The organism is Streptomyces sp. NPDC014727 (genome assembly GCF_043083485.1).
Classification (GTDB): Bacteria; Actinomycetota; Actinomycetes; order Streptomycetales; family Streptomycetaceae; genus Streptomyces.
In genome coordinates this window covers 255,364-269,396 of the sequence record NZ_JBIBYR010000008.1, presented here as the reverse complement: position 1 = coordinate 269,396, position 14,033 = coordinate 255,364, and the positions used below count along the sequence as shown (strand labels likewise).

Genomic DNA, 14,033 nt, shown 5'->3' with positions numbered 1-14,033 from the left:
GTGACCCACATGGATGATCGGGTAGCGGGTGCCCTGTCACTCCCGGACGACTGGCCCGCCCACCCGGATCTCAGCCTCGCCCTGAACCGTATGGGCAGCTTCGACTGGGATCTCGACAGTGGCCTCATGCACATGGACCGGCCCGCACTCGACGTGTTCGATCTGCGGGCCGAGGAGTACGACGGCCGGCCGGAGTCGCTCGGCCCGCGGGTGCCGCCGGACGAGGGTGTGCGACTCGACGCCATGGTCGCGCAGGCGCTGAAGAGCGGGCAGCGCAACTACGGCGCGTACTTCAGGATCCTGAGGCGCGACGGCACGCTGCGCTGGACGTACACCCAGGCCTTCATCCGGCGCGACGGTACCGGCCGGCCCGTTCGCATCATCGGTGTCGTCCGCGACGCCACCCAGGAGCTCGCCGACTCGACCGCCCGCCGCGAACTGGACGCGGAGCGGCGGCGCCGCACCAGCGTGGTGGAGGGCACCACGGCCGCACTGGCCCACGCCCGGACGGTCCGGGACGTCATCGAGGTGCTGAAGAACTCCCAGGGCCTGGCGCATCTCGGCGCGACCAGCCTGGTCGTGGGGCTGATCGAGTCCGGGCGCATCCATCTCGTGGCGGACGGCCCGGAGGGCTCGTTCGTCCCCGGCACCCGCTACACCCGGACGGACGAGCCGTACCCGATGAGCGAAGTGGTCCGAACGCTCATGCCCCGCTTCATCGAGTCCGCCATGGATTTCGCCACCTCGTACCCCATTCTCTGGCCCCACATCAGCCACCTCGGCATCACGGCCGCCGCCTATCTGCCGCTGATCGCCCAGGCCAGGCCCATCGGCGCGATCGGACTGCTCTACAGCGACAAGGGCGGCTTCACCGGTGACGAACGCAATCTCCTGGTCGCGCTCGGCAGCTCCATCGCCCAGAGCCTGCAGCGGGCCATGCTGTACGAGCAGGAGCACGATCTCGCCGAGGGCCTCCAGCAGGCCATGCTGCCGCGCCGGATCCCCGAGGTGCCCGGCGCGCAGGTCGCCGTGCGGTACCGATCGGCCCGGCTGGGCCGGGACATCGGAGGCGACTGGTACGACGTCATCCCACTGCCCGGCGGCCGGGTCGGGGCCGTCATCGGGGACGTTCAGGGCCATGACACGCATGCCGCGGCCGTCATGGGGCAGCTCCGTATCGTGCTGCGCGCGTACGCCGCGGAGGGACACAGCCCCGCCACGGTGATGGCCAGGGCCTCCGTCTTCCTCCATGAGCTGGACACCGACCGCTTCGCGACCTGCACCTACGCCGAGGTCGACCTGACGACCGGAGTGGTGCAACTCGTCCGGGCCGGCCACGTCGATCCGTTGCTGCGCGACACCGACGGCAGCTGCCGCAGGCTGCCCGCGGAGGGTGGGCTGCCGCTGGGCCTCTCGGCCGAGTTCGGACGGCTCGAATACCCGGTCAGCACGGTCGAGCTGGACCCTGGTCAGGCGCTGGTGCTGTTCACCGACGGCCTGGTGGAACTGCCCGGCGCCGATCTCGACGAGGGCATGCAGCTGCTCACGTCCATGGTGCGCGACGGCCCGGACGATCTGCAGAAGCTGGCCGACAAGCTCTGCGAAGAGGTTGATGAGCGCGGCGGGGAGGACGATGTGGCGGTCCTGCTGCTGGGCCGCAAGGCCGCTCACGCGCCCCAGCCGGGCGGCCGTCTCCAGCAGCATGTCGCCCAGAGCGATCCGGAGGCGCTGAGCTCCGCGCGGCACATGATCAGGGCGGCGGTACGCGCCTGGGGCGCCAAGACGCGGGCCGACGAGGTCGAGCTGGCCGCCGACGAGCTGATCACCAACGCGCTGATGCACACCGACGGCGGGGCCATCGTCACGATCCGGGTGCTCACCGGGCCCGAGCGCCGCCTGCGGGTCGACGTCGAGGACCGGTCCAGCGCGCTGCCCCGGCGCCGGGACGCCGGCGAGGCCGGGGTGTCCGGACGGGGGCTGATGCTGGTGGACCGGCTGGCGGACCTCTGGGGCGTGGAATCGCGCGGCAGCGGCAAGAGCGTCTGGTGCGAATTCGTCATTCCGGAACGTGAATGACGACAGCGCCGAGAATTACCCGACATTAACAGAAAGTAACATGTCTGTGCTTGACCGTAACCGACCGCAAGCGATTGACTGCGACTCCGGCAGTCTGTCTTTCGATGACATGAGGATCCGTTGGGCACTGAGCTACTGGCACCCCTCGATCTGGCCTTCTGGCACCTCGAATCCGATGCCCACCCGATGCATCTCGGCGCGCTCGCCGTGTTCGCCCCGGCTCCCGGCCCGGCGCGCGGCGCGAACGTCTCGGAACTGCTGGGCAGCCGCGCCGCCGCGATTCCCCGGCTGCGGATGCGCGTCAGGGACGTGCTGCTGCCGGTCGGTGGCGCGGCCTGGTTCGTGGACAAGGACTTCGATGTGCGCCGGCACATCGAGCGGGTACGCCTGACCGGCGTGGAGTCGCGGGACGACGACGGATTCATGGCCGGCGCCACCCGGCTCGCCGGCGAGCTGATGGAGCGGCCGCTCGAACGGGGCCTGCCTCCCTGGCAGATGTATCTGGTCGAGGGTGCGGACGGCGGCCCCTTCGCCGTACTCGTCAAGCTCCACCACGCGCTCGCCGACGGGATGCGTGCCGTCGCCATCGGCGCCGGGATCTTCGACGAGATCGCCCCGCTGGCCGGCCGCGCCCGCGGTGCCGTCTCCCCCCGTCGGTCGCGCGCGGTCCCGCCCCGCTCCTGGATGCCCGGCCCCCGTCAGGTGGCCGGGCTCGCGCTGGGCCGGATCGAGGATCTCGGGCGGGCGTTCGGGGTCGGTGCCTCCATGGTCCGGGCGAGCCGCCTGGATCTGCGCGGAGCGCCCGCACTCACCGCGAGCTCCAGCGGCACCCGGCGGCTGGCCATCGCGGACCTGGACCTCGCCGCCGTCCAGTGCATCCGGCGGGCCGCCGGGGGAACGACCAACGACGTCCTGCTCGCGGTCGTGGCCGGGGCGCTGCGCCGGTGGATGCTGGAGCGAGGCGAAGCGCTGCCTTCCGAGGACCCGCGCGCCCTGGTGCCGGTCTCCCGTCGGCGGCCGGGCCAGCCCGCCGCGACCGGGAACAAGCTCTCCGCATATCTGCTCGGGCTCCCCGTCTCCGAGCCCGATCCCTGGAAACGGCTCCGAGCCGTCCGCACCGCCATGGACCGGAACAAGGCCGCGGGCCCCTTCCGTGGCGCCGGCGCGGTCGCCGTGCTCGCCGATCAGTTGCCCTCGCTGGCCCACCGGTTCGGCGCGCCGATCGCCGGGAACGCGGCCAGGATGCTCTTCGACGTCCTGGTCACCAGCGTGCCCCTGCCGCGCTCGGCCCTCTCGCTCGGCGGCTGTCCGCTGCGCGCCGTCTATCCGATGGCGCCGCTGGCGCGCGGTCAGTCCCTGGCCGTCGCCCTGTCCACGTACGGCGGCCGGGTGCAGGTCGGACTGGTGGCCGACGGCAAGGCGCTGCCCGATCTGGACCGGCTGGCGGGCTGTGCCGACGACGAGGTGGCGCACCTGCTCACGGTGCTGCCGCCCCCTGACCGGCCGTCCTCGATCAACCATAGGTCGGACAGATTTCCGAGAAGAAGCCGCAGTTCATGATGTCCGGGTGTTGACGTGCCCAAGTGATCCGATGAATATTCGCTCTGTGCAGGAAGCGATCATCGGGGAGGGCGGCGGAAGCATGCGGCGCAACAGACTGGGAAGCAGCGCGGTCGACGTCACTGAACTGTCCTTCGGGGCGGCCGCCATCGGCAACCTCTTCAGCGCCGTCGACCCCGCGCAGGCCGCGGCCGCCGTCGACGCCGCGTGGGACGAGGGCATCCGCTACTTCGACACCGCGCCGCACTACGGACTCGGACTCTCCGAGCGACGGCTCGGCGAGGCCCTGCGCGGCAGGCCCCGCGACTCCTACGTGCTGTCCACCAAGGTGGGACGGGTGCTCGACCCCCTGCCCGCCGACGGCGCCCTGGAGAACATGTCCGACGGGCTCTGCGAGGGCTTCGCCGTACGGGCCACCCACCGCCGCCGCTGGGACTTCAGCGCGGACGGCGTGCGCCGCAGCATCGAGGACAGCCTGGAGCGGCTGGGCCTCGACCGGATCGACATCGCGTATCTGCACGACCCCGACGACCACGCGGAGACCGCGTTCCACGAGGCCTATCCTCAGCTGGAGGAACTGCGCGCACAAGGGGTCGTCGGCGCCATCGGCGCCGGAATGAACCAGTCCGCGATGCTCACCCGCTTCCTGCGCGACACCGACGTCGACGTCGTGCTCTGCGCGGGCCGCTACACGCTCCTCGACCAGTCCGCCCTGACCGAACTGCTGCCCGAAGCGGCCGCCCGCGGTCGCAGCGTCGTCGTCGGTGGCGTCTTCAACTCCGGGCTGCTCGCCGACCCGCGCCCCGGTGCCACGTACGACTACACGGCCGCACCCCTCACCCTGCTGGACCGGGCGCTGCGCATGAAGGCCGTCACCGAGGGCCACGGCGTCCCGCTGCGGGCCGCCGCGCTCCACTACCCGCTCGCACACCCGGCCGTCGCCGGAGTGCTCGTCGGCACCCGTTCCCCGGACGAGGTGCGCGACGCCGCCGCCCTGCTCCGCCGGGAGATCCCGGACGAACTCTGGGACGACCTGCGCGCCGAGGGCCTGCTGACCGAGGACGGACACTGACATGAGGATCGCCCTGCACACCAAGGTCCGCGCCGACCGCGTCGAGGAGTACGAGGCCGCCCACCGCGAGGTCCCCGCCGAGCTGACCGCCGCGATCCGGGCGGCGGGCGCCACCTCCTGGACGATCTGGCGCAGCGGCACCGATCTCTTCCACGTCATCGACTGCGAGGACTACGCCGCACTCCTCGCCGAGCTGGAGAAACTCCCCGTCAACGTCGCCTGGCAGGCCAGGATGGCCGAACTCCTCGACGTGGCGCACGACTACTCGTCGGACGGTGCCGAAGCCGGTCTGCCGGTCGCCTGGGAGCTGTGACATGACCGGTCAGGAACGGATCGTCGACGCCCATCATCATGTCTGGGACCTGTCGGTGCGCGACCAGGAATGGATCACCGGCGACGAACTCGCCCCGATCCGGCGCAGCTTCACCCTCGCTGAACTGGAGCCCGAGGCACGCGCCGCGGGGGTGTACGCCACCGTCCTCGTCCAGACCGTCACCGTGCCCGGGGAGACCCCCGAACTCCTCGCCCTCGCCCATGACAGCGACCTGGTCGCGGGCGTCGTCGGCTGGTGCGACCTCACGGCGCCGGACGTCGCGGACACCCTCGCCGCCCTGCGCGAACTTCCCGGCGGCGACCGGCTCGTCGGCATCCGCCACCAGGTCCAGGGCGAACCCGACCCCAAGTGGCTGCTGCGCCCCGACGTCCGGCGCGGACTGCGCGCCGTCGCCGACGCGGGACTCGTCTACGACCTCGTCGTCCAGGCCCACCAGTTGCCCGCCACCGTCGAGGCCGCCGCTCTGCTGCCCGAGCTGACCTTCGTGCTCGACCATGCCGGCAAGCCGCCCGTGGCAGCCGGTGCACTGCGTCCATGGGCCGACGACCTGCGAGCGCTCGCCGCCCGGCCCAATACCGTGTGCAAGCTCTCCGGCCTGGTCACCGAGGCCGATGTGCGCTCCTGGACCGTGAACGACCTGCGCCCGTACGCCGACACCGTCCTGGACGCCTTCGGGCCGGACCGGACGATGTTCGGCTCGGACTGGCCGGTGTGCCGGCTCGCCGCGACGTACGAGGAGGTCGTCGATACGGCACGCACCCTGATCGGCGCCCTCACCGAGGACGAGCGGCGCCTTGTCCTCGCCACCACGGCGGAGCACGTGTACGGCATCCGACAGGCGTCCGGGCCATGATTCCGGCAGTCTGGAACCATGCCCGAACTGCCGGAAGTCGAAGCCCTGCGGGTCTTCCTCGACGACCACCTGGTCGGCAGGGTGATCGACCGGGTCCTGCCGCTCAACGTGAGCGTCCTCAAGACGTACGACCCACCGCTCACCGCACTGCACGGCGGCACGGTCACGGACATCGCCCGGCACGGGAAGTTCCTGGACATCGGTGTCGGCCCGCTGCACCTGATCACCCATCTCGCGCGGGCCGGATGGCTGCGATGGAAGGACAGCTTCCCCGCCGCGCCGCCGCGCCCCGGCAAGGGCCCGCTGGCGCTGCGTACCGTACTCATCGGCGGCGACGGCTTCGATCTCACCGAGGCGGGCACCACCAAGCGCCTCTCCGTCCACCTGGTGCACGACCCGGGCGAGGTCCCCGGTATCGCCCGCCTGGGCCCCGATCCCCTCGACGACTCCTTCGACCGTGACGCGTTCGCCGCGCTGCTCGCCGGGGAACGCCGACGGATCAAGGGCGCCCTGCGCGACCAGTCCCTCGTCGCCGGTATCGGCAACGCCTACAGCGACGAGATCCTGCACGTCGCGAAGATGTCGCCGTACCTGCTCACCGCGAACCTCACCGACGACGAGATCACCCGGCTCCACACCGCGCTGCGCACCACCCTCCGCGACGCGGTGGCACGCTCCAGCGGACTGGCGGCCGGGAAGCTCAAGGCCGAGAAGAAGAGTGGGATGCGCGTCCACGGACGCACCGGCGAGCCGTGTCCCGTCTGCGGGGACACCGTGCGCGAGGTCTCGTTCAGCGACTCCTCGTTGCAGTACTGCCCGACCTGCCAGACCGGAGGCAGGCGACTGGCCGACCGCCGCCTGTCCAGACTGCTCAAGTAGCCCGGACCGGCGGCTCGAGCAGCCCGGACCGGCGGGTGTCCGCCGCATCCGGCCCCGGCGCAGCCGGGAAGCACCGCTCCGTTCCGGGCCCCCGTTCCACGGTTGTCGACATCGCGATGAGTCCTTGGGGTGCGCACACGGTCCGGTACGGAAAGAAGCGGTGAATCGCGACGCCGCATACCCCCCGGCACGTCCTAAACTCCGCCCCATGCTGCGCGTACTCGCCGTCGACGACGAAGACCCCGCCCTGGAGGAGCTCCTCTACCTCCTGCGCGCCGATCCCCGCATCCGCAGCGCCGAGGGCGCCACCGGGGCCACCGAGGCGCTGCGCCGGATCGGCAGCGCCGTCGAGGCGGGACCCGAGGACCCGTCCGCGATCGACGTGGTCTTCCTCGACATCCACATGGCCGGTCTCACCGGCCTCGACGTCGCCCAGTTGCTGGCCGGATTCGCCGCGCCCCCTCTGATCGTCTTCGTCACCGCGCACGAGGGCTTCGCCGTCCACGCCTTCGACCTCAAAGCCGTCGACTACGTCCTGAAGCCGGTACGCCGCGAACGCCTCGCCGAGGCGGTCCGCCGGGTGGCCGAACAGGTCGGCGGCCGCTCCGCACCCGTGCTCGACACCGCCAACGACCAGATACCGGTGGAGCTCGGCGGCGTGATCCGGTTCATCCCGATCGACGGCATCGCCTACGCCGAGGCCCAGGGCGACTACGCACGGCTGCACACCGACACCGGCAGCCACCTCGTCCGGGTCCCCCTCACCACGCTGGAGGAACGCTGGCGCGCGCGCGGATTCGTACGTATCCACCGCCGCCATCTCGTCGCGCTGGGCCGGATCGACGAACTCCGCCTCGACGCGGGCAGCATGAGCGTGCGCATCGGCACCGCGGAACTTGCCGTGAGCCGTCGCCACACCCGGGCGCTGCGCGATCTGCTGATGCGCCAGACCGGCCGCTGACCAGGACCTACCCGGGTTCGCAGGCTCTTCCCAGCGGGGTCCGGCGCTGCGTACACTCCGAGCCCATGTCCGCAGAGCCTGCGCCCCGGCGCGAAGTGGTGACGGGGGAGCCCCGGCGGGTCCGCCCGCTGCCCCGCTATCGCACCCAGTCGGAGATCGACGAGCAGACCGCACTCGGCGGCGCGTACGTACGTTCACTGATGCGCGGCCAGTTGCGCGCCGGACTCACCGCGTTCACCGTCCTCGCCGTGGTGGTCGGTACGCTGCCGCTGGTCTTCGAGGCCCTGCACAGCGCCGCGCTCGTCTGGGGGGTCCTCGGATTCGCCGCTTATCCGCCGCTGACCCTGACCGCCTGGTGGTACGTGCGGCGTGCCGAGCGCAACGAACGCGACTTCGCCAGGCTCGTGGAAGGCCGCTCCGCACAGTGAGCCGTACGTACGCGGTGGCGGCCGTCGCCGTGGTCGTGGCCGCGACCGTCCTCGTCGGCGGTTTCGGGCTGCGCATCTCCCGCACCACCTCCGACTTCTACGTCGCCTCGCGCACCGTGCGGCCCCGGCTCAACGCCGCGGCGATCAGCGGCGAATACCTCTCCGCCGCCTCCTTCCTCGGCATCGCCGGCCTGGTGCTCGTGCACGGCCCGGACATGCTCTGGTACCCGGTCGGATACACCGCGGGCTATCTCGTACTGCTGGTCTTCGTCGCCGCGCCGCTGCGCCGCTCGGGGGCCTACACCCTGCCCGACTTCGCCGAGGGGCGGCTGGAGTCCCGACAGGTGCGCCGGCTGGTGAGCGTCTTCGTCGTGGCCGCGGGCTGGCTGTACCTCGTACCGCAGCTCCAGGGCGCGGGACTGACGCTCAAGATCCTGACCGGCGCGCCCGGCTGGCTCGGCGACGTGCTCGTGGCGTCCGTCGTCGTCCTCGCCGTCGCCGCGGGCGGCATGCGCTCCATCACCTTCGTACAGGTCTTCCAGTACTGGCTGAAACTGACCGCGCTCCTCGTCCCCGCGATCTTCCTCGTGCTCGCCTGGCAGGGAGACGGGCAGCCGTGGGCCACGTTCGACGAGCAGCCCTCCGTCTTCCGCGCCGACCATCCGCTCTACGCCACCTACGGGCTGATCGTCGCGACGTTCCTCGGCACCATGGGACTGCCGCATGTCGTCGTCCGCTTCTACACCAGCCCCAACGGCCGCGACGCCCGCCGCACCACGGTCGCCGTTCTCGCGCTCGTCGGCGTGTTCTACCTGCTGCCACCGGTCTACGGCGCCCTGGGCAGGCTGTACGCCCCCGAACTGATCCACGGCGGGGACGCGGACGCGGCGGTGCTGCTGCTGCCCGAGCGGGTCATCGGCGGACTCGGCGGCGATCTGCTCGGCGCGCTCATCGCGGGCGGCGCCTTCGCGGCGTTCCTGTCGACCGCCTCCGGCCTCACGATGGCCGTCGCCGGGGTCATCACCCAGGACGTGCTTCCCTCGCGCGGGGTACGTCACTTCCGGCTGGCCACCGTTCTCGCCGTATGCGTGCCGCTGGCCGGATCGCTGATGGTCAGCCGGGTGCCGGTGGCCGACTCGGTGGGCATGGCGTTCGCCGTCTCCGCGTCCTCCTTCTGCCCGCTCCTGGTCCTCGGCATCTGGTGGCGGGGACTCACCCCGCCCGGAGCGATCGCCGGACTGCTCCTCGGCGGCGGCTCCGCGTTCCTGTCCGTCGCCATCACCGTCAGCGGCGCCGTACGCCCGCCGGGCTGGCCGCACGCCCTGCTCGCCTGGCCCGCCGTCTGGTCGGTGCCGGTCGGCTTCCTCGCCATGGTCCTGGTCTCCCTCGCCACGCCCGGCCGCATACCTCCCGGCACCAACGCCGCCATGACCCGCTTCCACCTGCCGGAAGCGCTGACCTCCGGGAGACACCGATGACCGGGGCCGGATACGCCGTGCTCGTCCTCCTGCTGCTGGGCGCGGGCTTCCTGCTCGGCCGCCGCACCGCCCGCCCCGTCCGCACCAGCGACGTCGGAACCCCCGTCGAGCACGCCACCTTCGAGACCCTGCACACGGCCTCGCTCGCCGCGCCGCCCCTGCGCGCCGGACTCACCGAGGAGAGCGCCCGCAAATCCGCCCGCAGGCTCCGCTCCCTGCTCGGCACCGACGCCCTCTGCCTCACCGACCGCGACCGGGTGCTGGTCTGGGACGGGGAGGGCGAACACCACGGCCGGCACGTCATGGACCAGGTGCGCGGCCTCCTCGCCAGCGGCCGGGACACCGCCTTCCACAGCGACTGCGACGACCTGGACTGCCCGCTGCGCTGGGCCGTCGCCGTACCGCTCACCGTCGACCACCGGGTGCTCGGCACTCTCATCGCCTACGCCCCACGCGAATCCGCGGTGCTGGCGAGAGCGGCCGGGGAGGTGGCCCGCTGGGTCTGCGTACAGCTGGAACTGGCCGAGCTCGACCGCTCCCGCACCCAGCTCATCGAGGCCGAGATCAGGGCGCTGCGGGCCCAGATCTCCCCGCACTTCATCTTCAACTCGCTCGCCGCCATCGCCTCGTTCGTCCGTACCGACCCCGAGCGCGCCCGCGAACTCCTGCTGGAATTCGCCGACTTCACGCGCTACTCGTTCCGCAGACACGGCGACTTCACCACCCTCGCCGACGAACTGCACTCCATCGACCAGTACTTGGCACTGGTGAGGGCCCGCTTCGGCGAACGGCTCGCGGTCACCCTCCAGGTCGCCCCCGAGGTGCTGCCCGTCGCCCTGCCCTTCCTCTGCCTCCAGCCCCTGGTCGAGAACGCGGTCAAACACGGCCTCGAAGGAGCGGTCAGCCCTCCCCGGCCCCTGAGCTCCGGCCGAGCGGGGGAGACCCCCATCCGGATCACCATCAGCGCACTCGACGCCGGGTCCGAGGCCGAAGTCGTCATCGAGGACGACGGCGCGGGAATGGACCCGGAACGACTGCGCCACATCCTGCGCGGCGAGGGCGGCCACTCCGCCGGGATCGGCCTGCTGAACGTCGACGAAAGGCTGCGTCAGGTGTACGGGGACGACTACGGACTCGTCATCGAGACGGGCCTCGGCGCAGGGATGAGGATCACGGTGCGGCTGCCCAAGTACCGTGCGGGGGTGCACGGTTCCTGATCACCGGGCAGGGAGGCGTTCAATGCAGATGGATCGCCAGATGCCCCAGCGGCAGCCCCAGCTGCCAGGCGGGCGTCCACACCTGGGCCGTCTCGTCCGCATCCGGCTCGTCGCCCACAGGTTCCCACGGCGGCGGACCGATCGCGTCGAGGTCGGCCGCCAGCAGTTCGGTCTCCTCCAGCCACCGCCAGGCCGCGCGGGCCAGCGCCAGATCGGGGTCCGCGCCGCCGGACCCGGGCCCGGCGGACGCCTCCGGCGCGAGCCGCTCACAGACCCAGCCGCGCCAGGCCGTCCCGTACGCGGTCAGCAGCCGCAGCTCGTCCATCCGGGCCGCAGGCAGGGCGTCGGCCGCACCGTCGTCGGAGAGGAAGATGGTGAGCGCGAGCGCGTCGCGGCCCGCGCGGTACTCCAGCGTGGACGGCTCCATCAGATCGCCGGTCCGCAGCAGCTCATCGGCCATGTACTCGGCGTACATCCAGGCCATCGGGACCAGCAGCCCGCCCCCACTGGTTCCATCCTGACGTTCCGGGCGCATCCCGTCTCGCCTCTTTCTCTTCTCGGCACCGGGCTTCACGGAGCATTGAACCGGGGGAGCGCGCCCCGCGTGGCCAGAAAGACAGGATCCGTCACGACCGGACCCGTCCACGACACGAGGATGCGATGACCGCCGATCCCGGGGAGGGCCCGCACGTGCGGCAGTTGCTCGGTGCCTACGTCCTCGATGCGCTCACGGCCGAGGAGACCCGTACGGTCTCCCGCCATCTGCAGTCGTGCGACCGCTGCGCCGCCGACTACGTGGAGGCCGCGGAGGCCGTGTCGCTGCTCGCCCTGCTGAGCGTGGACGACCTGCTGGAGTAGCCCGGCAGGTTGCGGGAGAGCTGCCGCAGCGCGTAGTAGGACCGGGACTTGACGGTGCCCGCCGGAACACCCAGGACCCGGGCCGTCTCGCCCACGCTGAGGCCGCGGAAATATATCTGGACGAGGACGGCGCGGTGTTCCGGGCTGAGGGTGCGCACCGCGTCGCGCACGTCGAGGGCCGAGACCGTGGACTCGGTGGTGTCCTCCTCGCCCGCGGCGGTCTCCAGCACGACGTCGCACACCTCGGTGGGCCGGGCCTGCCTCGACCGGCGCGCATCGATCGCCAGGCGCCGCGCGACGGTGAAGAGCCAGGGCCGCATCGAGTCGTACGGAGCGTCGAAGGCCTCGGGATGCTGCCAGGCCCGCACCAGCGTCTCCTGGAGCAGATCCTCGGCCCGCTGCCGGTCGCCGAAGGTCAGCCCGAGCAGAAAGTGGAACAGGGCGGGGCCGTGTTCCCGCTGGACATCCGCGAGGGCCCGCTCATCGGTCGTCGTGGTGGTCATCGTGAACGCCCTTCCCCGTGGTGGCCCCTGCAGTTTCGCTGCCGACTGGCGTATACGAACGCATCGGGGCTCCGAGGAACAGTCGATGGGCGGCTCCGTGCGACGAGCGGTCGCACAGTGCGGCGAATGGTGCGGTGAACGGTCGGGCGGCGGCCGGCCCGGTGGTGCGCACGGTGGCCGACGCGGTGCCCGTGCGGGCGTCGGGGGCTTCGCAGGACGCCGGGCAGCCCTTCGCCCCGTCCCCTCGGCGGACGGGGCGAAGGAGCACGGGGCGACGGATCAACCCGTTCCCGTGCCTGTTCCCGCCTCCGGTGTCCTCGCCATCTCGGACTTCCGGTACGAGTAACCGAAATAGATCACCAGACCGATCAGGAACCACACCACGAAGCGCACCCACGTCTGCCACTGCAGGAAGGTGATCAGCCAGACCGAGAACACCACGCCCAGGGCCGGCACGAACGGCATGCCGGGGGTGCGGAACGTACGGGGGAGCTCGGGCCGCTTGTAGCGCAGCACGATCACCGCGATGCACACCACCACGAACGCCAGCAGAATGCCGATGTTCGTCAGCTCGGCGGCCTCGCCGATCGGCAGGAACCCGGCGATCACGGCCGAAGCCGCGCCGACGATCCAGGTCACCCGGGTCGGTACGTGCCGGGTCGGATGGGTCTTGGCGAACCACTTGGGCAGCAGCCCGTCGCGGCTCATCGAGAACCACACCCGGGTCACGCCGAGCATGAAGGTGAACATCACGGTGAGGATGCCGATGATGGCGCCCACCGCGATCACATTGGCGAGTCCGCTGAGCCCGACCGACTTGAAGGCCGTGGAGAACCCGGATTCCGGGTCGATGTCCTTGTAGCTCTGCATCCCCGTGAGCACCAGGCACGCCGCCACATAGAGCACCATCGAGATGGCGAGGGAGTACAGGATCGCCTTGGGCATGTGGCGCTGGGCGTCCTTGGACTCCTCGGCGGCCGTCGACATGGCGTCGTACCCGAACACCGCGAAGAACACCGTGGCCGCGCCGGTGAAGGCGCCGCCGACGCCGAACGGGAAGAACGGGTGGTAGTTGGCGGTGTTGAGGTGGAACACGCCGACGCCGATGACGAGCAGGACGACCAGGACCTTCAGAACGACGACGACCGTTTCGAAGCGGGCGGCGTTCTTGATGCCGAGGGTCAGGAGGTACGCCACGAGCAGGCAGAGCAGCGCGGCGAACAGGTCGATGCGATGGCCCGGCCCGGTGCCCGGCGCGCCCAGCATCCACTTCGGCAGTTCGAGGCCCATCTCCCCGAGCAGAAAGCTGAAGTAGCCGGAGATGCCGATCGCGACCACGGCGACGATCGCCGTGTACTCCAGCAGCAGGTCCCAGCCGATGAACCAGCCCACCAGCTCGCCGAGCACCGCGTATCCGTAGGTGTAGGCGGAACCGGCCTTGGGGATCAGGCCCGCGAACTCCGCGTAGCTGAACGCGGCCGCCGCGCTCGCCACGCCCGCGATCAGGAAGGAGAGCAGGACCGCGGGTCCCGCGGTGCCGTTCGCCACCGTGCCGGCGAGGGTGAAGATGCCCGCGCCGATGATGCCGCCCACGCCGATCGCCGTGAGCTGCCACAACCCGAGCGATCTGGTGAGCCGAGTGGTGACATCCCCTGTCGGCCTCGTCTCGTCGATCTGTTCGATCGGTTTGCGGCGCAGTACACCCTCGCCCACCCGGAGCCTGGCCATGAGTCACCTCTTCGCTGACGGCTGTCCCTGACGGGCGCTCATGATGGCCCAGGCGGGAGAGGGGCGAAAGACGGCGTGCCGTCCGG

14 protein-coding genes are annotated in these 14,033 nt (G+C 71.2%); 11 read left to right on the top strand and 3 right to left on the bottom strand.

Annotated elements, in window-relative coordinates:
• The first annotated feature begins 9 nt into the window (after positions 1 to 9).
• From ACF1B9_RS15985 to ACF1B9_RS15940, 10 genes are all read left to right on the top strand, one after another.
• A complete protein-coding gene (locus ACF1B9_RS15985; protein ID WP_391743669.1) occupies positions 10 to 2,076 on the top strand; it encodes a SpoIIE family protein phosphatase in 2,067 nt (688 codons plus the stop codon).
• 120 nt (positions 2,077 to 2,196) lie between these two features.
• Positions 2,197 to 3,636, top strand: coding sequence for a wax ester/triacylglycerol synthase family O-acyltransferase (locus tag ACF1B9_RS15980; RefSeq protein ID WP_391743671.1), 1,440 nt, complete (start codon positions 2,197 to 2,199; stop codon positions 3,634 to 3,636).
• Positions 3,637 to 3,718: 82 nt separating this feature from the next.
• Entirely contained in the window at positions 3,719 to 4,708 is a 990-nt protein-coding gene (locus ACF1B9_RS15975) for an aldo/keto reductase (RefSeq protein ID WP_391743672.1), read from the top strand.
• A gap of 1 nt (position 4,709) precedes the next feature.
• Entirely contained in the window at positions 4,710 to 5,021 is a 312-nt protein-coding gene (locus tag ACF1B9_RS15970) for an L-rhamnose mutarotase (RefSeq protein ID WP_376209492.1), read from the top strand.
• 1 nt (position 5,022) lies between these two features.
• On the top strand, positions 5,023 to 5,895 hold the full coding sequence (locus tag ACF1B9_RS15965) for an amidohydrolase family protein (RefSeq protein ID WP_391743674.1): 873 nt from the start codon (positions 5,023 to 5,025) through the stop codon (positions 5,893 to 5,895).
• An 18-nt stretch (positions 5,896 to 5,913) separates the two neighbouring features.
• Complete coding sequence (locus ACF1B9_RS15960) at positions 5,914 to 6,774, top strand: Fpg/Nei family DNA glycosylase (RefSeq protein ID WP_391743676.1); 861 nt, start codon at positions 5,914 to 5,916, stop codon at positions 6,772 to 6,774.
• Between the two features lie 208 nt (positions 6,775 to 6,982).
• Entirely contained in the window at positions 6,983 to 7,735 is a 753-nt protein-coding gene (locus tag ACF1B9_RS15955) for a LytR/AlgR family response regulator transcription factor (protein WP_391743678.1), read from the top strand.
• Positions 7,736 to 7,800: 65 nt separating this feature from the next.
• Positions 7,801 to 8,163, top strand: a complete 363-nt coding sequence (locus tag ACF1B9_RS15950) for a hypothetical protein (protein ID WP_391743680.1) — start codon at positions 7,801 to 7,803, stop codon at positions 8,161 to 8,163.
• Positions 8,160 to 9,641, top strand: a complete 1,482-nt coding sequence (locus ACF1B9_RS15945; RefSeq protein ID WP_391743682.1) for a cation acetate symporter — start codon at positions 8,160 to 8,162, stop codon at positions 9,639 to 9,641. The genes ACF1B9_RS15950 and ACF1B9_RS15945 overlap by 4 nt, the downstream gene beginning before the upstream one ends.
• A complete protein-coding gene (locus ACF1B9_RS15940) occupies positions 9,638 to 10,858 on the top strand; it encodes a sensor histidine kinase (RefSeq protein ID WP_391743683.1) in 1,221 nt (406 codons plus the stop codon). The genes ACF1B9_RS15945 and ACF1B9_RS15940 overlap by 4 nt, the downstream gene beginning before the upstream one ends.
• Before the next feature lie 19 nt (positions 10,859 to 10,877).
• On the opposite strand, the gene ACF1B9_RS15935 is transcribed toward ACF1B9_RS15940, so the two are convergent.
• On the bottom strand, positions 10,878 to 11,393 hold the full coding sequence (locus ACF1B9_RS15935) for a hypothetical protein (RefSeq protein WP_391743685.1): 516 nt from the start codon (positions 11,391 to 11,393) through the stop codon (positions 10,878 to 10,880).
• A gap of 125 nt (positions 11,394 to 11,518) precedes the next feature.
• Between ACF1B9_RS15935 and ACF1B9_RS15930 the strand changes: the two genes are divergently transcribed.
• The gene (locus ACF1B9_RS15930) at positions 11,519 to 11,716 is read left to right on the top strand and encodes a zf-HC2 domain-containing protein (RefSeq protein ID WP_391743687.1); all 198 of its coding nucleotides are present in this window, start codon (positions 11,519 to 11,521) and stop codon (positions 11,714 to 11,716) included.
• Here the strand turns inward: ACF1B9_RS15930 and ACF1B9_RS15925 are convergent.
• Positions 11,650 to 12,219, bottom strand: coding sequence for a sigma-70 family RNA polymerase sigma factor (locus ACF1B9_RS15925; RefSeq protein ID WP_391743688.1), 570 nt, complete (start codon positions 12,217 to 12,219; stop codon positions 11,650 to 11,652). The genes ACF1B9_RS15930 and ACF1B9_RS15925 overlap by 67 nt on opposite strands.
• Positions 12,220 to 12,498: 279 nt before the next feature.
• Entirely contained in the window at positions 12,499 to 13,947 is a 1,449-nt protein-coding gene (locus ACF1B9_RS15920) for an amino acid permease (protein ID WP_391743690.1), read from the bottom strand.
• Positions 13,948 to 14,033: the final 86 nt, after the last annotated feature.

Excerpts from the sequence above, each read along its gene's own strand:
- ACF1B9_RS15985 (WP_391743669.1), top strand. The coding sequence starts at position 10 with ATGGATGATCGGGTAGCGGGTGCCCTGTCACTCCCGGACGACTGGCCC.
- ACF1B9_RS15975 (WP_391743672.1), top strand. The coding sequence starts at position 3,719 with ATGCGGCGCAACAGACTGGGAAGCAGCGCGGTCGACGTCACTGAACTG.
- ACF1B9_RS15970 (WP_376209492.1), top strand. The coding sequence starts at position 4,710 with ATGAGGATCGCCCTGCACACCAAGGTCCGCGCCGACCGCGTCGAGGAG.
- ACF1B9_RS15965 (WP_391743674.1), top strand. The coding sequence starts at position 5,023 with ATGACCGGTCAGGAACGGATCGTCGACGCCCATCATCATGTCTGGGAC.
- ACF1B9_RS15960 (WP_391743676.1), top strand. The coding sequence starts at position 5,914 with ATGCCCGAACTGCCGGAAGTCGAAGCCCTGCGGGTCTTCCTCGACGAC.
- ACF1B9_RS15955 (WP_391743678.1), top strand. The coding sequence starts at position 6,983 with ATGCTGCGCGTACTCGCCGTCGACGACGAAGACCCCGCCCTGGAGGAG.
- ACF1B9_RS15950 (WP_391743680.1), top strand. The coding sequence starts at position 7,801 with ATGTCCGCAGAGCCTGCGCCCCGGCGCGAAGTGGTGACGGGGGAGCCC.
- ACF1B9_RS15940 (WP_391743683.1), top strand. The coding sequence starts at position 9,638 with ATGACCGGGGCCGGATACGCCGTGCTCGTCCTCCTGCTGCTGGGCGCG.
- ACF1B9_RS15935 (WP_391743685.1), bottom strand. The coding sequence starts at position 11,393 with ATGCGCCCGGAACGTCAGGATGGAACCAGTGGGGGCGGGCTGCTGGTC.
- ACF1B9_RS15930 (WP_391743687.1), top strand. The coding sequence starts at position 11,519 with ATGACCGCCGATCCCGGGGAGGGCCCGCACGTGCGGCAGTTGCTCGGT.
- ACF1B9_RS15925 (WP_391743688.1), bottom strand. The coding sequence starts at position 12,219 with ATGACCACCACGACGACCGATGAGCGGGCCCTCGCGGATGTCCAGCGG.
- ACF1B9_RS15920 (WP_391743690.1), bottom strand. The coding sequence starts at position 13,947 with ATGGCCAGGCTCCGGGTGGGCGAGGGTGTACTGCGCCGCAAACCGATC.